The following is a 21,710-nucleotide window of genomic DNA, read 5'->3' as shown; positions in this document are numbered from 1 at the left end:
CAGTGTGTGAGGTACGTGCCAGCTTGAACATGTTGCCCTCAGTTACCCACGTATCTACGGGGTCCTTGTTCGGACAGACCGACTGGCGCACTCCGGCCGCCATCGCACTGCTGGCCGCGTCGACAACCCGGCCCGCGCCTTCCGACTCCAAAGGGCACAAAGGCACAAAAGAGCCCGCCCTGATCGGTAACCTGAAACGTCAGGTGACCACATGACCAACCCAGCGAAGCCGGTGAGCCCATGTCGGAAGGCGGACCACGTCCCCAGGTGACCAGGCGGCGCGAGGTCAGCCACACCAGCGCGCGCTCGATCCTGATGACCGTGCTCGGCGAGTACGCGCTACCGCGCCAGGTCCCGGTGTGGACGTCGACGCTGGTCGACGTCCTGGCGCTGTTCGGGATCGAGGAGAAGTCGGCGCGTCAGGCGCTGGCCCGCTCGGCGAACGAGGGCTGGCTGGAGTCGGAACGGGCCGGACGTCGGGTGCGCTGGTGCCTGACCCCGCCGGGCCGGCGGCTGCTCACCGAGGGCGCGCAGCGCATCTACGAGTTCGGCCAGGAGCGGGCGGCGTGGGACGGCGAGTGGCTGATGCTGCTGGTCTCGGTCCCCGAAGCGCAGCGCGACCTGCGCCACCGCGTACGGACGCAGCTCACGTGGGCGGGTTTCGGCTCGCCCGTGCCGGGGGTGTGGGTCAGCCCGGACACCTCACGCCAGGCCGAGGCGAACCGGATCGTCGGCGAGCTGACAGTCGACTCGCCGCCCATGTCGTTCATCGCGTCCTACGGCAACGTCGGCAACGAGCACGACATGGTCAGGCGTTCGTGGGACCTCAGTGAACTCGACCGGCACTACGAGGACTTCATCGACGAGTTCACCGGCGTCGAACCGAGTGCCGGCGAAGCGATCCTGCATGCCCAGACGCGTCTGGTGCACGAATGGCGGCGGTTCCCGTTCCTCGATCCCGGCCTGCCGTCTCGGCTGCTGCCGGGGAACTGGAGCGGGGTGAAAGCCGCGGCGCTCTTCCGGCGCAAGCACGCGGACTGGCGCGACGCCGCCCAACTCCACTGGGACAAACTCCTCCACGCCCCCTGACGCGACGCGACGGCGTGGGCACTTTTGTACTTTTGTGCCCTGGTTGAGCTCTCAAGCAGGGCGCACCGTCGGCGAGTCCCACGGTGACGGAGCCGAGTCCCACGCCCGGTTCTGCCACCGCCGCAACTCGACGGCGAGTTGCGCGGCAACGACCCACACACGCGACCGACCCGTGTGAGTGAACGGCAGGTCCCCCGATACCCCACGCCGACGACAGGACAGGCCGTGCAGAACAGCGTCACAAGCACCCGGCCGGGACGTGTAGGTACTCCTTTGCTGATCCGAGGGTCGGTTGTGTCGTGTCGGTACCCCGCCGACGAACCTCACCAGTCGCACCGACACCACCCCGGCACCACAAGCAGCCGCCGAGCGGTGGCCTTGAGGCAACGCCGTCGCAACTCGGCGGCGAGTTGCGACGGGCTGTGCCACCCACGGATACGACCGAAGAGGCACAAAAATGCCTGACGCGGGCCTCGGATGCACCAGGCCTTACCGCAGGTGGACGTACTCGTAGTCGAACGGTTTGCCGTTGATGCCGTTGGCCGGCGGCGCCACCCAGCTCGCGATCTTGCCGCGCTCGTAGACCGGGTGCATCAGCGAGCGGACGAACGCGAGGTCCTCACCGGTCGGCAGCCACCGGCTCCGGTTCGCCTCCCAGGTGTGCTCGTCGACTACGGCGCCCTCGGGGGTGATGTGGTGGCCCGAGTTGAGCCCGACGGCACGGTTGAACCCCGGGTGGGGCAGCTTGAACCGGAAGCTGATGCCGTTGTCGTCGAGGATCTTGTTCCAGCGCTTGAGGCCGTGCTCGCAGTCCGCGATGTACTCGCCGCGCAGGTCCAGGTTAAGTGCGAGCAGGGTCTGGACCTCTTCGGCGCCCCAGGTGCCGTCGGGGTTGGGCTTGTCCAGGAACGTGCTGCCGCCGGTGAGCTGGTGGTCGTCCTTGCGGCGGGCCTCCTGCCACCGTCCTTTGAGGCCGGCGGTGTAGTAGTTCGCCGCATTGGTCGAGGTCTCGCTGCCGAACAGGTCCAGCGACACGGTGTAGTGGAAGTTGATGTACTTCTGGATGATGTCGAGCGGGATCCCGCCGTGCGCGGCGATGTCGGTCGTGTCGTACTCACCGATGAGCTGGGCGCTGCGGGCCACCACGCGGTCGACGCCGGTGGTGCCGACGAACATGTGGTGCGCTTCTTCCTTGAGCATGAACTCGCACGTCCGCGAGAGCGGGTCGAACGCGCTCTCCTTCAACGTCCCGAGCTGGTACTTGCCGTCGCGGTCGGTGAAGTAGGTGAACATGTAGAACGCGAGCCAGTCGGCGGTTTCCTCGTTGAACGCCCCAAGGATGCGAGGGGCGTCAGGGCTGCCGGAGTTGCGGAACAGCAGCCCCTCGGCCTCCTCGCGGCCTTCCTTGCCGAAATAGGCGTGCAAAAGGTAGACCATGGCCCAGAGATGGCGACCCTCTTCGACGTTGACCTGGAAGAGGTTGCGCAGGTCATAGAGGCTGGGCGCGGTCAGGCCGAGGAGTTTCTGCTGTTCGACCGATGCCGGCTCGGTGTCGCCCTGGATGACGATCAGCCGCTGCAGATCCGCTCGGTATTCGCCGGGGACCTGCTGCCACACCGGCTCACCGGCGTGTTCACCGAAGCCGATCGTGCGGTCGGCGTTGCGTTCGGCGAGGAAGATGCCCCAGCGGTAGTCCGGCACGGTGACGTGGTCGAAATGCGCCCAGCCCTCTCGGCCGACGGCGACCGCGGTGCGCAGGTAGACGCCCTGAGTCGCCAAGGTGGGTCCCATTTCGCCCCACCAGTTGAGGAACTTCGGCTGCCAGCCCTCCAACGCCCGCTGCAGGCGGCGGTCCTCGGCGAGGTTGACGTTGTTGGGGATCTTGGCGTCGTAGTCGATTTTCTCCGGCATGGTCAGACTCGCTTCCGGTCGAAAACGGCCTTTTGCCCGGTCCCGTAGCGGCGTAGCGCGCCTTCGGGGCCGGACGCGTTCGGCCGGATGAAGATCCAGTTCTGCCAGGCGGTGAGCCTGCCGAAGATCTTGGTTTCGGTGGTTTCGGGACCGACGAACCGGTGGTTGGCTTCCATCCCGGTGAGCGCGTCGGGGCTGAGCGCGGCTCGGCTTTCGACGACGATGCGGACTTCGTCTTCCCAGTCGAGGTCGTCGGGCGCGTCGGTGACCAGGCCAAGTTCGTTCGCCTCGCTCGGCGAGAGGGCGCGGTCCTTCTCGCGGCCGAGCCAGTCGAGGTGCTCGGTTTCGCCGTAGAACCGTGACTGCAGCCGCGTAATGTCGTTGCCCATCGGGAAAGGACCGAAGTTCGCGTCCGACAACGTGATCGCGGCACGGTCCGCGCTGTCTTCGTCATCAACAGGGGGTCCGTCCAAAATGTACTGACGGTCGGCGGCGAGAGCGAGTTCCAGCAGTAGGCCGGCGAAGCAGCTGCCAGGTTCGATGAGCGCGATCAGGGTGCGGCTGGTGACGTCGAGGCGTTTGAGTGTCCGCTTGTAGTAGTGGGTGATCTCGTTGCACAGCCAGTCGTCGGCGTTGCCGAGGATCGTCCGCTCGTGAGCCAGGACCCGGTCGGCATCCCCGGTGGTGCGGATGAGCCAGGTGCCGAGCTCGGTTTCGTTGGTGCGCAGACGCAGGATGAGGTCGTCGAGTTCGCGGGTCATCGCGAGCAACCAGGTGCCGGCGCCCTGGGCGTGGACTTCGGCGCCGTCGATCGGAGCATCGGTGTCCGGGCCTCGTACGGTGATATCGACGGTCCCGCGGAGCCGGTCGAAGCTCGCGGTGACGTACCGGTAGGTGATGCCGTCGGCGTTCGCTTCGCCGGCCAGCGGTGTCAGTGCGATGCCGGCGGCGTCGAGTGGGCGCGTGCTCTGCTTGGCGAGTTCGAGTGCGCGAGCCTGGACGGCGTCACGGAATCCTCGCCGAGGCGCCAGTTCGTCGACGAGCTTCCAGTCGACCGCGGTCTTGCCTTTGACGCCGTCGCTGCGGGTCGCGAAGACGTCCGCGCGATCTTTGCGGACTCGGCGCTTGTCCACCACGCGGGTCAGTCCGCCGGTGCCGGGCAGGACCCCGAGCAGCGGGACTTCCGGCAGCGCGACCGTCGACGCATTGTCGTCGATCAGGATAATTTTTTCGCAGGCAAGCGCAAGCTCGTAACCGCCGCCGGCGCAAGCGCCGTTGACCGCGGCGAGCCAGGCCTGCCCGGAGTTCGCGGCGGCGTCCTCGATGCCGTTGCGGGTCTCGTTGGTGAACTTGCAGAAGTTGACCTTCCACGAGTGCGCCGACGCCGCCAGCATCCGGATGTTCGCCCCGGCGCAGAAGACGTTCTCCTTCGCGCTGGTCAACACGACCGTCCGGACGCCGGGGTGCTCGAACCGCAGCCGCTGGACCGCGTCGTACAACTCGATGTCCACTCCGAGGTCGTAGGAGTTCAGCTTGAGCTCGTAGCCGGGGACGAGTCCGCCCTGTTCGTCGACGTCCATCTCGAGCCAGGCGACCGGTCCGTCGATCCGCAGCCGCCAGTGCCGGTAGGTGTCGGGGTGGCGATCGAAGGTCACTTCGGCCGGTCGCACCGCGGCGGGTACGGGTTCTGCGGTGACCGTCATGTCGAACGCCTCCTCATCGTGGCGGATTCATGGGGAAGACTCATTGTCTACATGAGTCGATTATGTCGTCAAGTTTATGTAGCACGTAGATCGAAGATGAGAGCCTTGGCAAGTTTCATTGCACTAGCACGCGACTCACCCGACTTGGAAGTAAAAAGGCCCATCTACCTGGCACTTCGCCCGCGACACGCGCGGTCGAGCTGCGCCTGGTGTTGGAATACCCACTCGAATTATCTAGACTACTGACACAATCGAAACAGGGAGCTGGTTGGTTTGGAATTCGAGGTGGACCGGGCCGGCGGGGTGCCGGTCTATGTCCAGCTCGCCCGTCAGGTCCGCGAGGCGTTGCGGTTGGGCTGGCTGCGGCCGGGCGACCGGCTGCCGACGGTGCGAGAGGTCGTCGCCGCCAGCCGCGTGAACCCCAACACCGTGCTCAAGGCCTACCGCCTGCTGGAATCCGAAGGGCTGGTGGAGGGACGAGTAGGCGCGGGCACGTACGTCAAGGCGTCGCTCGGCTCGGTCGCTCCGGAAGCGATGGCGCGATTGCTCGTGCAGTGCACCAGGTTGGTGCAGGAAGCGCGGACCGCCGGAATGGAAGACGAGGACATCTACGCGCTGGTGGGCGCGGTCCTCTCGGAGAAAGAGACGGAGCAAACCACGTGAGGACCACTGTCGCGGCCGAAGATCTGGCGGTCGAGGTGACCAAGGGCGACATCGCGCTCGAGGTCGACGGGCTCAGCAAGCGGTACCGCCGACGGCCGGTACTGCACGACTGCACGTTCACGGTGCCCGCCGGCTGGGTCACCGCGTTGGCCGGATCGAACGGCGCCGGCAAGACGACGCTGTGAGCATCATCGCCGGGCTGCTCGCCCCCAGTGAAGGACAAGTGCTGGTCCACAATGGATCGGGCGGAGCGCGTCGGCCCGTCGCGGGTGCCGACCCGCACATCTCGTTCGTCTCCCAGAACAGCCCGTGTACCGGCAGTTCTCGGTGGCGGACATGCTGCGGCTGGGCAACAACCTCAACCGCAGATGGGACGCCGCGCGCGCCGAAGGCGTGCTGGAACGGTTCGCCATCCCGCTCGACCAGCCGTGCGGCAGACTCTCCGGCGGACAACAGGCCCAGGTGGCGTTCGCCGTCGCACTCGGCTCCCGGCCGTCGATTCTGCTGCTGGACGAGCCGCTGGCGAACCTCGACCCGGTCGCCCGCCGCGAAGTGACCGAGGAACTGCTCACCGAGGTAGCCGGCACCGGGATGACCGTGCTGATGTCCACCCACGTGCTGACCGAACTCGGCGGGATCGCCGACAACCTGCTGCTGCTGGCGGACGGACGGCTGCTGCTCGACGGCGACCTCGACGACATCCTCGCCGCACACGTTCGCTATACCGGCCCCCGCTCGGACGCCGCGCCGCCACACAGCGAGGTCGTACACGCCCGGCACACCGAGAGCCAGTCCAGCTTCCTGCTGCGCCGGCCACCCGGCGACCGGCAAGTCCGTCAAAGCTCCCGGCCCAGATCCCGATCCGTCCCAGCTCAAGCTTCCGCATGTTCCGCAAGACGCACACAGCCCGCGGTCGGAGCGGTACGGTGTGTGCTGCTTTGCTGGGATAGGGGGAATTCGAGTGAGCGACAAGACGAACAGGCCAGCACGGGTACGGGATGCCCTCGCGGTGGGCGAATTCCGAGCTATCTGGCTGGCCGAGCTGCAGTCCGTCCTCGGCGACCAGATCGCGAGGCTCGCACTGTCCGTCTTGGTCTTCCAGCGGACGAACTCAGCCGCCTGGTCGACGTTGACCTACGCGCTGACGTACCTGCCGGACCTCGTCGGCGGCCCGCTGTTGGGCGGACTCGCGGACCGGTACCCCCGCCGTACGGTTATGGTGACCTGCGACGTCGTGCGAGCGACACTGGTGGCCACGATGGCAATCCCCGGCTTCCCACTTCCCCTGCTGGCCGTCGTGCTGGTCGTCGTCCAACTGGCCAACGCGCCGTTCAACTCCGCGCAGGCCTCGGTCATGCCCACGGTCCTGGTCGGTGATGACTACGTCGTCGGGCAGTCACTGCTGAAGGTGACCAACCAGATCGGTCAACTTGCGGGGTTCGCCGCCGGCGGCGCCGTGATCGCAGCACTGGGAGCCGATGGGGGTCTCGCAATCGACGCCACGACGTTCGTAGTGTCCGCAGCGGTCATCCGCTGGGGCGTGCACTCACGGCCGGCCTCCGGCGCGACGGGTGATGAACCGATATCCACGCTGCGCCGGCTAGTGGCAGGTGTCAGCACGATCCGGAAGGACCCACGACTGCGCACGCTGGTCGCGGCGGCGTGGCTGGCCGGATTCGTCATCGTGCCAGAGGGTCTCGCCGTGCCCTTCGCCGCGGAGATCGGCGGTGGCTCCACCGCCGCGGGATTCCTCTTGGCCGCGCACCCCGCTGGAATCGCGCTCGGCGCGTCGCTGCTTGGCAAATTCGTACCGCCGGCCGTTCGCCTGCGGATAGTAGGACCGCTGGCCATAGGCGCGATCGTCCCGCTGCTGGGGTTTGCATTCCGTCCCCCGATCGCAGTCGCGATCGTGTTGCTGGTCCTTTCCGGCAGCTGCGCGGCCTACCAGGTGATCGCCAGCACGACATTCATGCGACTTGTCCCCGACGCCGAGCGAGGCCAGGCTTTCGGGCTCGCAGGCTCGGGCCTGATCGCCGTGCAAGGCATCGGGCTCCTAGTCGCCGGAATACTGGTCAGCGTGCTGCACTCCCCCGCACGGACAGTCGCGGTGATCGCCGCGGCAGGCGTGCTGTTCGCTGTCCCGATCGCGACGACATGGCGGCGCGCGCGCCTCACCAATCCGCTCTGACCGGGAACACGCGTACGTCGCCTTCGATTGCTCAACTGCTCGGCAGTCACCAGTTCTGGCTCTTACGCATCGCTGACACCCCCCTTCGCACACGAACTGTGGCGCGATCAAGTCGCCGACCACTCGAACGGTTGAGTGACAGTCAGTACCGGACCGGTTACGTTCCTCAGATGGTAGGGGGACCTGTCAACCATGATGATACGGGCGGGCCGGCGCACTCCGACACCGTCCGATCGTCTGCGCGCAGGCCCGGCGGCTGGGCACTCTGGCAGTTGCCGAAACGCGGTCTCGTCGGCTACGTGATCGCCGTCGACGTCGCGGCCTTAGTGGGTATGGTCTGGGCCCTCATCAAGATCCCCATGACCACGACGGAGATCTTTCCGACCGCGGTGCTGGTCGGATGCACGATCACCTACACCGAGCTGTCCAGACCGATCGAGAAGATTCGCGAGCGCTTCGCCGGCATCCCGCATATCGGCCTGGACACCGTCTGGATGTTCGCGGCGGTATTGGTCGTGCAACCCGCGCTCGCCGCCGTCGTGATCACGGTGTCGTTCTTCTACCGGTGGCTGCGTGTCCAGCACAACCCGTTGTTCCGGCGCACGTTCTCCACTGCCGCGACTGCCGTGTCCGGCTACGCCGCCGTGGGATTCATCGCGCTGTTCAGCCACGGGTCGTTCCCGCGGATGCCCCGAGACATTCCGACCTTCCTCATCGTCACCGGCGCCGGACTGGTGTTCCTGGTGACCAACACGGCGCTGATGACCGTCGCGGTCTACTACGGCGCATCGCACAAACGAGTGCGTGATGCACTGGGCAGCCTTGCCGACTACGCGCTCGAAGCCGCCACGATCGCACTCGGCGTCCTGCTCGCGTGGACGCTCACCGACTGGCCGATCGCCTTGCTGTTCATCATCGGGATCACCCTGGTCCTGCACCGCAGCGTCCTCATCCGGCAACTGCGTGCCCAAGCCCGCATCGACGCCAAAACCGGACTGCTCAACGTCACATCCTGGTCCGAAGGCGCCGCGGACGAACTGAGCCGCGCGCTCCGCGATGGCCACCACACCAGCTTGCTCATGCTCGACCTGGACAAGTTCAAGCTGGTCAACGACCGCTACGGACACCTCACCGGCGACAGGTTCCTGCTCGCCGTCGCCGACACACTGCGCGGCGAGGTGCGCAGCGGCGACCTCGTCGGCCGGTTCGGCGGCGAGGAGTTCGTCGTGCTCCTACCGCACACCACGGGCCACCACGCGCACGCGATCGCCGAGCGGATCCGCAGCTGCGTCGCCACGGCCGCGGTACCACTGGGCGGCCAAGGGGATGCGCCGACAGCCGCCGGTACGGTGTCCATCGGGGTCGCGACCTCCCCGGCACACGGCGTCACACTCGACGAAGTACTCGAAGCGGCCGACAGTGCCTTGTACGAGGCGAAAACCGCCGGCCGTAACCGCACTCACCTCGCTGTCTCCTAGCCCGCGGGCTCTTCGGACAATCGCCGCAGCCACTCGTGCAGCATGGTGATCTCGCTCGTACTCAAGGTCGTCTCAGTCTGGTTGAGCGCCGTCGACAGCGCGACAGCGAGCGTGCCCACCGCCGGCGGCTCGGTGGCGTCAGGGGTTTCGAGGTCCCCGCTGATCAGCGACGCGAGCATGGCGTCCCGGACCTGATGCGACGTCGTCTCGTCGACCCGGTCGACCGGCTGCGCGATCAGACTGAGCGTCACGCCGACGTTCGCCGCGGCGATCTGACGCGCCGCCGAGGCCGGAGCGACCCGAAGCCGACCCAGCCGCGCCACCGCGGTCAGCAACTCGAGCAGCATCGCCTCCGCGCTCGACGTCAGATTGCACGGCACCCCGGGCTGGATCTGGCCGTACAGCAGCACGTAGAACGACGGGTGTTCCAGACCGAACCGGACATGGTCGTCCCAGCCGTTGCGGATCCGCTCGACCGGGTCGGTGGAGCCCGACTCGGCGTCGGCGGTCTGGACGTACTGGGTGAACCCGTAGTTGACGACCGCGTCCAGCAGCCCCTGTTTGCTGCCGAAATGGTGGTACAGCGTCGGCGCCTGAACCCCGGCGCGCTCGCAGATCGCGCGGGTGGACACGTTCTTGTCCGGCGACTCGTGCAGCAGCTGCCCGGCCGCAAGCAGCAGCCTGTCCCGCGCTCCGCCGAGCTTGGGCCGGTCCGCCTTGGTCGCACCTTCGGTCATGTAGCAAGTGTACCGCTATAGACGCTATAGGTCTCCGTATATCATCTATGGCAACCGGGAGGAGAAGACCATGCAACCAGCACCCGTCCAGGCCTACCTCAAGGCCAAACTCGCTTCCGACGTCGAAGGCCGACTCACACGCTCGCTCCGCACGCGGTCGTCCACGACGACGGCGACCTCATCACCGCACTGACGATCGCACCCTGAGAAGATCACTCGAGCCAGCCCGACAGTCGACCGAGAGAGAAGCAGGCCCCGTGCCCACCGCAGACGAACTGCTCAACGCCGCGGCCGTCCGCGGACTGGCCCGATGCCTCACCGCGGCCGCACCCGGCCTCGACCTCGCCGAGGTCCGCCGATCCGCGAAGTCGTTGACAGGGCTCGCTTTGCGCGAACGCAGCGACCTCGTCCGCGCCGCACTGCTGCACGACCTCCCCGCCGAGTACACCGGCTTCGAAACCATCATCCGCGCCGCACTACCCCAGGAGAACCTGCGCGGGTGGATGATCTGGCCGATCACGTCGGCAGCGTCCCAACTGGCGCTCACGGACGGCAGCACGGCGGCCTTCGACTCCGCCATGGCACTTCTGGCAGACCTCACCCCACGACTCACCGCGGAGTTCGGCATCCGGCCGCTGCTCGACGCCGATCTCGACCGCGCTCTGCCGATCGTGCTCAGCTGGACCACGCACGTCGACGAGCACGTTCGCCGGCTCGCCAGCGAAGGAACCCGGCCGCTGCTCCCCTGGGCCAAGCGCGTCCGCGCGATCGTCGCCCGGCCTGCGTCCACCGTCCCGATCCTGCACGCCCTGTACCGCGACGAGTCGGACTACGTCCGCCGCTCGGTGGCCAACCACCTCAACGACATCTCCCGAGGCGACCCCGATCTCGCCGCCTCCGTCGCCGCGGAGTGGCTGGCCGGCGAACCCGACGAGCAAACCCGCCAACTCGTCCGCCACGGACTCCGCACACTGATCAAAAAGGGCCACCCGCAAGCCCTCGCGCTACTGGGTTTCACCCCCGCCGCCGGGTTGACCGTCGACGGCCCGACGCTGACTGCCGACACCGTCCCTGTCGGCCAGAGCCTCGAATTCTCCTGCACTCTGACCAACACCGGTCACGAAGCGGCCCGCCTCGCCATCGACTACGTCATCCACCACCGCAAGGCCAACGGCAGCCTCACACCGAAGGTCTTCAAGCTGACGACCAAAACCCTGGCGCCGAACGAAGCCGTCACCCTCACCCGCGCGCATTCGTTCAAGGTCATCACCACCCGCGTGTACCACCCCGGGCAGCACACGATCGAGCTCCAGGTCAACGGCGAGACCTACGGCAAAGTCGCCTTCGACCTCCTCGCTTCTTGAACAGCTTTCTGATCGTGGACGTCGCGCGCTGTCGATTGCGCGTTTGTAGAACTGAGGGTGTGCGGGGTGATGACTACGGGTGCTTTTGCCAAAGCCGCAGCTGTATAGCTCGTTATACACTTTCCTCACCTCGACGCTTCACTGAAAACCCGAGGCCCCACGAGAAAGGGCGGTACGGGCTAAAGTGTGCGCGATGCGGATCTTGCTCTCGGCGGACATGGAAGGCGCGACGGGCGTCACCTGGACCGACGACGTCATCCCCGGAACCGAACAGTGGCAACGCTTCCGGCGGCTGTTCACCGGGGATGTCAACGCCACGATCGCCGGGCTGTTCGACGCGGGCGCGACGGATGTCCTGGTCAACGAGGCACACTCGTCACAGCGCAACCTGCTGCTTGAGGACCTCGACCCACGTGCGCGCATGCTCACCGGCCGGCACAAACCGCTGTCGATGATGCAGGGCATCGACAGCGGCGTCGAAGGGGTCGTCTTCCTGGGCTATCACGCCGGTGCGGGCTTCGACGGGGTCCTCTCGCACACCTACCTCGAGAACCAGATCACCGGTGTGTGGCTCGACGACATCCCGGCCAGCGAAGGCAGGCTCAACGCCGGGATGGCGGCCGAGTACGGCGTCCCGGTGCTGGTGGTAACAGGCGACGACAAGGCGTGTGACGACGCCCGCGACTACGCGCCGGACGCCGAACTGGTGCCGGTCAAGGAGTGCGTGAGCCGGTACGCGGCCATCTGCCTGCCGCCGGCGCGCACCAGCGAACTGCTCAGGACCGCGGCCGCCGAGGGCATGGTCCAGGCAGGTCGGCTCGCGCCCGAGCGCGGCGCGCACCGGATCGAGGTCGAGTTCGACGCGAGCCACCTCGCCCAGGCCACCGCCGTGATCCCGACCGTCGAACAGATCGGCGTCCGCCGGGTCGGCTTCGACGCGCCGACCATGACCGAGGCGATGAAGGCGTTCAAGGTGGTCACGGCCATCGCCGCCGGAGCGGTACAGGGGATCTATGGCTGAGTTCGACGTGGTCGATGTCTGTTCGACCTTGATCCGGTTCGACACCACCAACCGCGGCAACGGCGACTCCGAGGGCGAGCGTGAAGCGGCGGAGTACGTTGCCACGCTGCTGGCCGACGCCGGTGTCGACGCGAAGATCATCGAGGCCGCGCCCGGACGAGCGAACGTCATCGCACGGATCCCCGGATCCGATCCGAGCCTGCCCGCGCTGCTGGTCCAAGGCCATCTCGACGTCGTCCCCGCCGAAGCGAGCGACTGGTCGGTGCCGCCGTTCTCCGGCGAGGTGTCCGACGGCTTCGTCTGGGGCCGCGGCGCGACGGACATGAAGGACTTCTGCGCGATGGTGCTCGCCGTCGTCGACTCGTTCGCCCGGTCGGGCCAGCGCCCGCGGCGGGACCTCGTCCTCGCGTTCGTCGCCGACGAGGAGGACAAGGGCGACTACGGCGCGCATTGGCTCGCCCGGGAGCACCCGTCACTGTTCGAGGGCTGCGCGGCCGCGATCAGCGAGTCCGGCGGCTACACCTACCACGTGCCGGCAGCCGACGGGCGGATCGTGCGGCTTTACCCGGTCGCGACCGCCGAACGCGGGACAGCCCACCTGCGGCTCACCGCGCGCGGCCGGGCCGGGCACGGTTCGCGGCCGAACACCGAGAACGCCGTCACCCGCCTGGTCGACGCCCTGGGCCGGATCACCGCGCACCGATGGCCCGTGCACCTCACGCCGACCGTGCGCGCGTTCCTCGAACGGACCGGCGACGCGCTCGGCGTCGAGGTCGACCTGACCGGCGAAGCTGCCATCGACGCGACGATCGCCCGGCTGGGCCCGGCCGGCGGGCTGGTCGTGCCGACGGTTCGCAACAGCACCACGCCAACGATGCTCGAGGCCGGGTACAAGGTCAACGTGATCCCGACCGTCGCCCACGCGCAGGTCGACACCCGCGTGCTGCCGGGCACCGAAGAGATCCTGCTCGCCGAGATCGACGCGATGCTCGGCGAGGGCGTCGAGCGTGAGTTCGTGGCGCACCAACCGCCGGTGCAGGCGCCGGTGGACTCGCCGTGGTTCGAGGCGATGGCGTCGGCGCTGCGGTCACAGGACCCCGAGGCCGTGGTCGTGCCGTACTGCATGGGCGGCGGCACGGACGCGAAGGCGTTCAGCCCACTCGGGATCGACTGCTACGGGTTCGCGCCGCTGTATCTGCCGGCGGGTTTCCCCTACCGCGAGATGGCTCACGGCGTCGACGAACGGGTTCCTGTCGAGGGGCTGCGGTTCGGCGTTCGGGTGCTGGACCACTTCCTGTCGAACTGCTGAGCTCTCACACCGGTGAACCGGGCCGCGCCCGGACGTGGGCGCGCTCCCCCTGTTTACCGAACAAGCTCAGGAACTCGACCGCTTCGTCGTCCGGGCTACCGAACCAATGCGGCTCGCGGGTGTCGAACTCGGCCGCTTCGCCGGGTAATAGCACGATGTCCCGATCGCCGAGCACGAGCCGCAACCGTCCATTGAGGACGTAGAGCCACTCGTAACCTTCGTGGACCTTCGGATCGGGGTCACGCCGTCCCCCGTTCGCCGGAATCACGATCTTGTAGGCCTGGACTCCCCCGGGCCGGCGCGTCAGCGGCAGCATGGTCATGCCGTGCTGGATGACCGGCTTGAGGTGGATCCGCGGATCGCCGGTCGGCGGCGCGCCGACGAGCTCGTCGAGCGGGACACCGTAGGCGCCGGCCAGCGGCAACAGCAGTTCGAGGTTGGGTCGGCGTTGTCCGGACTCCAGCCGGGACAGCGTGCTCACCGAAATCCCGGTCGCCTCGGACAACTCGGCGAGCGTCGTTTCGCGCTGCTGCCGGAGCGCGCGCAAGCGGGGGCCGACGGCGTCGAGGGTCCGGTCCAGATCGTCCATGCGCCCAGTTTGCCATAACGGCAACAAAGGTTGCCACTTCCTCTACGGCTGGCGCATGGTCGTGGTGGAGGTGGTCACCATGACCGAGAACAGGAAGAAGTACGACGTAGTGGTCGTCGGTGGCGGGGCCGCGGGCTTGAGCGGGGCGCTGATGCTGGGCCGGGCCCGGCGTTCGGTGGCCGTGGTCGACGCCGGTTCGCCGCGCAACGCCCCGGCCGCCGGCGTCCACGGGTTCTTGTCCCGCGACGGAATGAAGCCCGCCGAACTGCTGGAAGCCGGCCGGGAAGAGGTCCGGCGGTATGGCGGCGAACTGCTGGACGGGGAGGTCACCGACGCCGTCCGCGAGGGTGACGGGTTCGCCGTGTCGCTGGCGGATGGACGTGTTCTCGGTGCCCGGCGATTGCTGGTCACCACGGGGCTCGTCGACGAGCTGCCCAACGTGCCCGGCCTGCGGGAACTGTGGGGCAACGACGTTCTGCACTGCCCGTACTGCCACGGCTGGGAGGTCCGCGACCGGGCGATCGGCGTCCTCGCGAGCGGGCCGATGGCGGTCCATCAGGCGTTGATGTTCCGCCAGTGGAGCGCCGACGTCACGCTGTTCCTGAACGGCATGGCGTCGCCGTCCGACGAGGAGAGCGAACAACTCGCGGCGCGCGGCATCCGAGTCGTCGCCGGAGAGGTGGAGTCGCTCGAGATCGTCGACGGTCACCTGGCCGGAGTCCGGCTTCGCGACGGCGACGTCGTCGCCCGGCAGGCCCTGGCTGTCATGCCGCACGTTGTCGCCCGTTCGGGGGTCCTGCGGTCCCTCGGGCTGGAGCCCGTCGCTCATCCGAGTGGCGTCGGCGAGCACATCGCCGCCGACCCGACCGGACTGACGGCGGTTCCCGGGGTCTGGGTCGCGGGCAACGTCACCGACCTCGTCGCCCAGGTTCTCCCCGCTGCCGCGGCGGGCGCCACGGCCGGCGCGCACATCAACGCCGGCCTGATCGCCGAAGACACCCGGCACGCCGTCGACGCCTACCGCGAGCCGTTTTCCGCCGTTATCGAAGCCCGCGTCAGCGAACTAGTGATGGGAAACCGCCGCCATGGCCTCTGAACAGCACAACCACGAAGGACACACCGTGCCTGAAGTATTCGACGAGGTCTTCTGGGAGGAGCGCTACCGCTCGACCACCGCTGTCTGGAGCGGAAACCCCAACGCCCAGCTCGTAGCCGAAGCATCGGACCTCCCCGCCGGCGCGGCACTCGACGTCGGCTGCGGGGAAGGCGCCGACACCCTGTGGCTTGCTTCGCGCGGCTGGCAGGTGACGGCGGTGGACTTCTCCACGGTCGCGTTGCAACGCGCGGCCGCGAAAGCCGAGGAACTCGGGATCGGTGAGCGGGTGGACTGGGTGCACACCGACGTCGTCGACTGGACACCGGCCGTCGGTTGCTTCGATCTCGTGTCCGCCCAGTTCATGCACCTGCCGGCCCAGCAGCGTGACGTGCTGTACGCGCGGCTCGCGGCGTCGGTCGCGCCGGGCGGGTCACTGGTGATCGTCGGCCACCACCCGTCCCACATGCACTCCGCGATGGACAGGCCGGAGATGCGCGGCATGTTCTTCACCGGCGAGGACCTCGCGGCCGCGCTGGACCCGGCCGAGTGGGACGTCGTCGCCGTGGACGCCCGCTCGCGGCCGGCGATCGATCCCGACGGCCGCGAGATCACCCTGCAGGACGCCGTCCTCCACGCCCGCAAGCTCCGCTAACCGCAACTCGCCGTCGACTTGCGATCGTTGCAAGCCCTAAGCACCGCAACTCGACGGCGAGTTGCGGTGTCTTATACGTCCGCTAGGCGAAACGGGTTAAGGCTCGTTGTCCGATTCAGGTCAGATTCCGGCGCGGTTCTTGACATCGATGTCACTCGCGGGCTTCGCTACATCCGCGCCGCTCTCGTCCCCACTGATCGGCACCCGGTTCGACGCCCCGCCAACACTGCTTGGAGCAATGATGCCCCGAAGCGCGAGACCATCGGTCCGCACTCTCTTGTCCGTCGTTGTCATCGCCTCGAGCCTGGTCGCCCTGCCGGCGGCGGGCGCCGCCATGGCCCAGGCCGCGACACCCCCGGACTTCTACTCCTCGTTCGAAACCGGCGACCCCCAGCCGACCTGGAACGACACCGTCGACACCGACGCAGCCGGCAAGCCGAAGGCCTTCGGGGTCAACGGCGCCAACGGCACCGCGATCCCCGGTGACATCCGGGGCAAGATCACCGAGTCGAGCGCGAGCAGCGAGAACACCGCCGGCGGCGAGGTCGTCGCGAACCTGTTCGACGCCTCCACCGACTCCAAGTGGCTGTCCTGGAACCCGACCGCGTGGGCGCAGGCCACCCTGTCCGAGCCGACGTCGATCACCCACTACGCGCTGGCGTCGGCGAACGACTCTCCCGAGCGCGACCCGAAGGCGTGGGCGCTCCAGGGCTCCAATGACGCCCAGGCGTGGACGGACCTCGACACCCAGACCAACCAGTCGTTCGCGGCGCGGTTCCAGCAGAACGACTACAAGCTCGCGGCACCGAGCGCCGCGTACAAGTACTACCGGCTCAACGTGACCGCCAACAACGGCGGACCGATCCTGCAGGCCTCCGAGCTGCTGCTGGCCAACGACGACCCGGCACCGCCGCCGCTGCCGAACATGCGCACGTTCCCCGACAGTGGGCCGACGAGCGGGTACACGAACAAGAACAACGTCGGCTTCACCGGCGTCCGCGCGTACCGCTACTCCGGCACGCAGACCGTCGCCGGCCACGGGTACTCGTACAACAGGATCTTCGACGTCAACATCCCGGTGACGCCGTCGACCGAGCTGTCGTACAAGGTGTTCCCGCAGTTCATCAAGGACGACCTCAAGTACCCCAGCAACAACGTCGCGGTGGATCTCGCGTTCACCGACGGCACGTACCTCAGCGACCTCGGTGCGGTCGACCAGTACGGCTTCGGGCTGTCCCCGCAGGGCCAGGGCGCCGGGAAGGCGTTGTACGCCAACCAATGGAACGCGATCCGTTCGGCCATCGGGGCCGCGGCGCAGGGCAAGACGATCGCCCGCATCCTCGTCGGTTACGACAACCCGAACGGTCCCGGGCAGCTGCAGGGCTGGCTCGACGACATCAAGATCTCCGCGACGCCGACCCCGCCGGTCAGCACCAGGCCGTCGGACAACGTCCTCACCACCCGCGGCACCCTCGCGAACAGCACGTTCTCGCGCGGCAACAACTATCCGGCCACCGCGGTCCCGCACGGCTTCAACTTCTGGACTCCGGTCACCGATGCCGGCTCGAACAGCTGGCTGTACAACTACGCCTCGCAGAACAACGCGCAGAACCTGCCGTCACTGCAGGCGTTCAGCGTCAGCCATGAACCGAGCCCGTGGATGGGTGACCGGCAGAGCTTCCAGGTCATGCCCTCGGCCGCGGCCGGGGTCCCCGATCCCGATCGGGCCGCCCGCGCGCTGACGTTCAAGCACGACAACGAAACGGCCCGCGCGCACGAGTACAGCGTGCAGTTCGAAAACGGGATCAAGACCGACATCGCGCCGACCGACCACGCCGCGATGATGCAGTTCACCTTCCCCGGCAACGACTCCAGCCTCATCTTCGACAACGTCACGAACGAGGGCGGGCTGACCCTCGACCCGGCCACGGGCACGCTGAGCGGGTACTCCGATGCCAAGAGCGGGCTGTCCGCCGGTGCGGGGCGGATGTTCGTCTACGCGACGTTCGACAAGCCCGTCACCGCGGGTTCGAAGCTGACCGGCGGGGGCTTGGACAACGTCCGCGGCTACCTCCGGTTCGACGCGGGCGCGTCGAAGACGGTGAACATGCGGATCGCGACCTCGCTGCTCAGCGTCGACCAGGCCAAGCAGAACCTGGCCATGGAAATCGCGCCGACAGCGACGTTCGACTCGGTTCGGGAGGCCGCGCAGCAGGCGTGGGACAAGCAGCTCGGCGTCATCGAGGTGCAGGGCGCGTCGCAGGACCAGCTCACCACGCTCTACTCGAACATGTACCGGCTGTTCCTCTTCCCGAACGAGGGCTTCGAGAACACCGGCACCGCCGACAAGCCCGTCTACAAGTACGCGAGCCCGGTTTCGCCGAAGACCGGCACCGACACCGCGACCCAGACCGGGTCGAAGATCGTCGACGGCCAGACCTACGTCAACAACGGGTTCTGGGACACCTATCGCACGACCTGGCCGGCGTATTCGCTGCTCAGCCCGGACATGGCCGGGAAGATGATCGACGGGTTCGTCCAGCAGTACCGCGATGGCGGCTGGATCGCGCGCTGGTCCTCCCCCGGCTACGCCGACCTGATGACGGGCACGAGCTCCGACGTCGCGTTCGCCGACGCCTACCTCAAGGGCGTGACGAACTTCGACGTCAAGTCGGCCTACGACGCGGCGGTCAAGGACGCCACCGTGGTGCCGCCGAGCTCGGCGGTGGGTCGCAAGGGCATCGACCGGTCGAACTTCCTCGGCTACACCCCGAACACCACGGGCGAGGGCTTCTCCTGGGCGATGGAGAGCTACGTCAACGACTTCGGCATCGCGAACCTGTCGAAGAAGCTCGCCGACGAAGCCGCTCCGAACGACCCCAAGAAGAAGGAGTACGAGGAGAACTACACGTACTTCACCAACCGCGCGCAGAACTACGTGAACCTGTTCGACAAGAACGTCGGCTTCTTCCAGGGCAAGGACCCCGCCGGCAAGGTCACCACGCCGGACGCCCAGTACGACCCGCGAGTCTGGGGCGGGGACTACACCGAGACCGACGGCTGGAACATGGCGTTCACCGTGCCGCAGGACGGCCAGGGACTCGCGAACCTCTACGGCGGCAAGGACAAGCTGGCTAACAAGCTGGATGCGTTCTTCGCCGACCAGGAGACCGCGAACTTCCCCGGTTCCTACGGTGGCGCGATCCACGAGATGCGGGAAGCGCGGGACGTGCGGATGGGCCAGTACGGCGCGTCCAACCAGCCCTCGCACCACCTGCTCTACATGTACGACTACGCGGGTCAGCCGTCGAAGACGCAGGCGAAGGTCCGTGAGGCACTCTCGCGGCTCTACGTCGGCAGTGAGATCGGCCAGGGTTACCCGGGCGACGAGGACAACGGCGAGATGTCCGCTTGGGACATCTTCGGCTCGCTGGGCTTCTACCCCCTGCAGATGGGCAGCCCGAACTACGCGATCGGCTCTCCGCTGTTCACCAAAGCCACCGTGCACCTGCAGAACGGGCACGACCTGGTGATCAACGCGCCGAAGAACAACGCGAAGAACGTCTACATCCAGGGCCTCAAGGTCAACGGCAAGGCGTACACCTCGACGTCGCTGCCGCAGTCCCTGATCGCAGGAGGCGGCACCCTGGACTTCGACATGGGCCCGAACCCCTCCCAGTGGGGCACGGGTGCCGGTGACGCGCCGAAGTCGATCACAGAGGGCGACGCCGTTCCGACGCCGCTGCACGACCTCACCGGACCTGGCCAGGGCACCGCGTCGACGTCCGACGGCAGCAACGTCACGCCGTTCTTCGACAACACCTCGAACACCGAGGCGAAGGTCACCGGCACGCTGCAGTACCAGCTGAATTCGGCCGACCAGGCGGTGACGCACTACACGCTGACGTCACCGAAGGGCGCGGGCGATCCGAAGAACTGGACACTGCAGGGTTCCTACGACGGGAAGACGTGGGCGGTCGCGGACACCGAGACCGACCAGAGTTTCCAGTGGCGCCAGCAGACGCAGGCGTTCAAGGTCGCCAACCCGGCGCACTACACCTACTACCGGGTGCAGGTCACCGCGAGCACCGGTGGCTCGGCGTCACTGTCCGAAGTGGAGCTTCTCGGACAGCCGGACGCGGCTTGCACGCAGACCGTCACCGGCATCCACCAGGGTCCGCTGACGGTCACGAGCGGCACGGCGTGTCTGCAGAACGCCACCGTGAACGGTCCGGTGAACGTAGCGAAGGGCGCGAGCCTGATCGCCAAGGGCGGCACCATCTCCGGACCGGTCAGCGCGTCGGGTGCGGTGTCGGTGGAGCTGTACGGGACGAAGGTCGGCGGCCCGGTGGCGATCACCGGGGCGACCGGCACGGTCATGATCGAGCTGGCCGACATCGGCGGGCCGGTCGCGCTGACCGGGGACAACGGTCCGCTGATCGCGAGCAGCAAGGTGGGCGGTCCGCTCGCCTGTACCGGCAACCAGTCGGCACCGACGAACAACACCCTCGCGAACACCGTTCGTGGTCCGTCCGCCGGACAGTGCAAGGGACTGTAACCACCTAGGCCGAAAGGGACTTTCCGGTCGCTGAACGCACGGAAAGTCCCTTTCGGCGCGTCAACTAGTAGAAGTCGGAGTCGCTCAGGGCGAGGTCCACGGCCGCATAGCTGGCCGCCGCAAAGCCCAGGAAGGCAAACCCGAACGCCACGTGACCTGCGAAGAACGAGATGACTCCGACCAACGCGCCCCCGACCGCCGACCCGATCCAGAGCGCGCTCAGCACGAAAACCAAGTTGGCCATTCCGCCGTAGAGCAGATCAGACCATCGACTCCGGAGAATCATGCGGTCCAGCCGCCAATTCAGGAGTCGGCATAAGAGCCCGAGCACAAGCACGGCTCCGGCGCCTGCCACCACCAACCAGGGGCTCGTGAGCGGCACTTCGCCCTCTCTCGACCCGAGCCAGCAAATGCCCAAAAGCGCCACCCCCACTACGCCCACCGCGCCGAATTCCACGAGTCCTCCCGCCTGCCGTGAAGTCGAGCCGCTCCTGTTGTCACATTCTCCGGGGCTGTCCAGTCTGTGCGGTGACAGTGGCAAGTAGAGGACTTCAAGGGTGGACGATGTGACAAAACCGATTCTGGTCACCGGCGGTACGGGCACGCTCGGCCGCGAGGTGGTGCGGCGGCTGCTAGCGGCGGGACAGGATGTCCGGGTGCTGACCCGGCGGCACCGGCCCGCCGCCGAGCACGCCTGGGCGGTCGGCGACCTTGCCAGCGGCGAGGGCATCGCCGGAGCCGTCGACGGGGTGGCCACGATCGTCCACTGCGCGACGTCCGGACGCGGTGACGCGGCGGCGACCCGGCGTCTGGCCGACGCCGCGAAAGCCGCCGGGGTGACGCATCTGCTCTACATCTCCATCGTCGGCATCGACGCCATCCCGATGTTCTACTACCGGGCCAAGCTCGACGCCGAACAAGTGGTCGAGGGCTCCGGGGTCCCGTGGACGATCCTGCGGGCCACCCAGTTCCACGACCTCGTCGCGACGATGTCCTCGGCCCAGCACCGCCTGCCCGTGCTGTTCGCGCTGTCCGGCGTCCGGTTCCAGCCGATCGACACCGGGACCGTCGCCGACCGGATGATCGAGCTCGCACTGGCCCCCGCGGCCGGACGCGTGCCCGACATCGGCGGCCCGGAGGTCCGCACCAGCGCCGACCTGGCCCGCGCCTACCTCGCCGCGACCGGCCGGAAGCGCCCGGTCGTGTCCCTGCGGCTCCCCGGCAAGATCTTTCGTGCCTTGCGAGCGGGCGCGAACCTGACGCCCCAGCACGCCACCGGCAAGATCGCCTTCGAGGAGTTCCTCAAATCTCGGTGACGCCCAGCGTGAGCCATGCGTTGCGTCGGCCGGGGA

At 67.6% G+C, this 21,710-nt stretch carries 18 protein-coding genes and 1 pseudogene; 14 read left to right on the top strand and 5 right to left on the bottom strand.

The window, feature by feature from the left end; all coding sequences use genetic code 11:
* The first annotated feature begins 240 nt into the window (after positions 1–240).
* On the top strand, positions 241–1,089 hold the full coding sequence (locus tag JWQ81_RS05515) for a PaaX family transcriptional regulator C-terminal domain-containing protein (protein ID WP_297538177.1): 849 nt from the start codon (positions 241–243) through the stop codon (positions 1,087–1,089).
* A gap of 489 nt (positions 1,090–1,578) precedes the next feature.
* On the opposite strand, the gene boxB is transcribed toward JWQ81_RS05515, so the two are convergent.
* Positions 1,579–3,000: a benzoyl-CoA 2,3-epoxidase subunit BoxB gene (gene boxB, locus JWQ81_RS05510; RefSeq protein WP_297538175.1), complete on the bottom strand. Its 1,422-nt coding sequence runs from the start codon at positions 2,998–3,000 to the stop codon at positions 1,579–1,581.
* A gap of 2 nt (positions 3,001–3,002) precedes the next feature.
* Complete coding sequence (gene boxC, locus JWQ81_RS05505; protein ID WP_297538174.1) at positions 3,003–4,703, bottom strand: 2,3-epoxybenzoyl-CoA dihydrolase; 1,701 nt, start codon at positions 4,701–4,703, stop codon at positions 3,003–3,005.
* Between the two features lie 273 nt (positions 4,704–4,976).
* Here boxC and JWQ81_RS05500 point away from each other — a divergent pair, with 273 nt between their 5' ends.
* The 5 genes and pseudogenes from JWQ81_RS05500 to JWQ81_RS05480 all read left to right on the top strand — a co-directional run bounded on the left by JWQ81_RS05500 (position 4,977) and on the right by JWQ81_RS05480 (position 9,032).
* The gene (locus JWQ81_RS05500) at positions 4,977–5,366 is read left to right on the top strand and encodes a GntR family transcriptional regulator (RefSeq protein WP_297538172.1); all 390 of its coding nucleotides are present in this window, start codon (positions 4,977–4,979) and stop codon (positions 5,364–5,366) included.
* Positions 5,363–5,551, top strand: coding sequence for an ATP-binding cassette domain-containing protein (locus tag JWQ81_RS05495; protein WP_297538170.1), 189 nt, complete (start codon positions 5,363–5,365; stop codon positions 5,549–5,551). Before JWQ81_RS05500 ends, JWQ81_RS05495 begins: the two co-directional genes overlap by 4 nt.
* A gap of 151 nt (positions 5,552–5,702) precedes the next feature.
* Positions 5,703–5,831: pseudogene (locus tag JWQ81_RS05490) on the top strand (ABC transporter ATP-binding protein); the annotation flags it as partial.
* A gap of 496 nt (positions 5,832–6,327) precedes the next feature.
* Positions 6,328–7,554: an MFS transporter gene (locus tag JWQ81_RS05485; RefSeq protein ID WP_297538168.1), complete on the top strand. Its 1,227-nt coding sequence runs from the start codon at positions 6,328–6,330 to the stop codon at positions 7,552–7,554.
* 170 nt (positions 7,555–7,724) lie between these two features.
* Entirely contained in the window at positions 7,725–9,032 is a 1,308-nt protein-coding gene (locus tag JWQ81_RS05480) for a diguanylate cyclase (RefSeq protein ID WP_297538166.1), read from the top strand.
* Here the strand turns inward: JWQ81_RS05480 and JWQ81_RS05475 are convergent.
* A complete protein-coding gene (locus JWQ81_RS05475; protein WP_297538163.1) occupies positions 9,029–9,769 on the bottom strand; it encodes a TetR/AcrR family transcriptional regulator in 741 nt (246 codons plus the stop codon). The two genes, JWQ81_RS05480 and JWQ81_RS05475, sit on opposite strands and share 4 nt — an antisense overlap.
* 70 nt (positions 9,770–9,839) lie before the next feature.
* On the opposite strand from JWQ81_RS05475, the gene JWQ81_RS05470 reads away from it, so the two are divergent.
* The 4 genes from JWQ81_RS05470 to JWQ81_RS05455 all read left to right on the top strand — a co-directional run bounded on the left by JWQ81_RS05470 (position 9,840) and on the right by JWQ81_RS05455 (position 13,463).
* Positions 9,840–9,962: a hypothetical protein gene (locus JWQ81_RS05470; protein WP_297538162.1), complete on the top strand. Its 123-nt coding sequence runs from the start codon at positions 9,840–9,842 to the stop codon at positions 9,960–9,962.
* Positions 9,963–10,026: 64 nt separating this feature from the next.
* A complete protein-coding gene (locus JWQ81_RS05465) occupies positions 10,027–11,133 on the top strand; it encodes a DNA alkylation repair protein (RefSeq protein WP_297538160.1) in 1,107 nt (368 codons plus the stop codon).
* A gap of 193 nt (positions 11,134–11,326) precedes the next feature.
* Complete coding sequence (locus JWQ81_RS05460; RefSeq protein WP_297538158.1) at positions 11,327–12,154, top strand: M55 family metallopeptidase; 828 nt, start codon at positions 11,327–11,329, stop codon at positions 12,152–12,154.
* Entirely contained in the window at positions 12,147–13,463 is a 1,317-nt protein-coding gene (locus JWQ81_RS05455) for a M20/M25/M40 family metallo-hydrolase (RefSeq protein WP_297538156.1), read from the top strand. The genes JWQ81_RS05460 and JWQ81_RS05455 overlap by 8 nt, the downstream gene beginning before the upstream one ends.
* Before the next feature lie 4 nt (positions 13,464–13,467).
* On the opposite strand, the gene JWQ81_RS05450 is transcribed toward JWQ81_RS05455, so the two are convergent.
* On the bottom strand, positions 13,468–14,052 hold the full coding sequence (locus tag JWQ81_RS05450) for a helix-turn-helix domain-containing protein (protein ID WP_297538154.1): 585 nt from the start codon (positions 14,050–14,052) through the stop codon (positions 13,468–13,470).
* A gap of 79 nt (positions 14,053–14,131) precedes the next feature.
* On the opposite strand from JWQ81_RS05450, the gene JWQ81_RS05445 reads away from it, so the two are divergent.
* The 3 genes from JWQ81_RS05445 (at position 14,132) to JWQ81_RS05435 (ending at position 20,358) form a co-directional block, all read left to right on the top strand.
* Positions 14,132–15,148, top strand: a complete 1,017-nt coding sequence (locus JWQ81_RS05445) for an NAD(P)/FAD-dependent oxidoreductase (RefSeq protein WP_297538152.1) — start codon at positions 14,132–14,134, stop codon at positions 15,146–15,148.
* 25 nt (positions 15,149–15,173) lie between these two features.
* Positions 15,174–15,800 carry a cyclopropane-fatty-acyl-phospholipid synthase family protein gene (locus JWQ81_RS05440; protein WP_297538150.1) on the top strand — a complete coding sequence of 209 codons (627 nt, stop codon included), beginning with the start codon at positions 15,174–15,176 and terminating at the stop codon, positions 15,798–15,800.
* 241 nt (positions 15,801–16,041) lie between these two features.
* Positions 16,042–20,358: a GH92 family glycosyl hydrolase gene (locus JWQ81_RS05435; protein WP_297538148.1), complete on the top strand. Its 4,317-nt coding sequence runs from the start codon at positions 16,042–16,044 to the stop codon at positions 20,356–20,358.
* A gap of 64 nt (positions 20,359–20,422) precedes the next feature.
* On the opposite strand, the gene JWQ81_RS05430 is transcribed toward JWQ81_RS05435, so the two are convergent.
* Positions 20,423–20,815, bottom strand: a complete 393-nt coding sequence (locus tag JWQ81_RS05430) for a hypothetical protein (RefSeq protein ID WP_297538146.1) — start codon at positions 20,813–20,815, stop codon at positions 20,423–20,425.
* Between the two features lie 109 nt (positions 20,816–20,924).
* On the opposite strand from JWQ81_RS05430, the gene JWQ81_RS05425 reads away from it, so the two are divergent.
* A complete protein-coding gene (locus JWQ81_RS05425) occupies positions 20,925–21,674 on the top strand; it encodes an SDR family oxidoreductase (protein WP_297538144.1) in 750 nt (249 codons plus the stop codon).
* The last annotated feature ends 36 nt before the right edge of the window (positions 21,675–21,710 follow it).

Origin of the sequence: Amycolatopsis sp. (genome assembly GCF_025464955.1) — a bacterium.
Taxonomy (GTDB): Bacteria; Actinomycetota; Actinomycetes; order Mycobacteriales; family Pseudonocardiaceae; genus Amycolatopsis.
The sequence above is the reverse complement of the archived record's forward strand: the minus strand, read 5'-3'. Positions and strand labels throughout refer to the sequence as shown.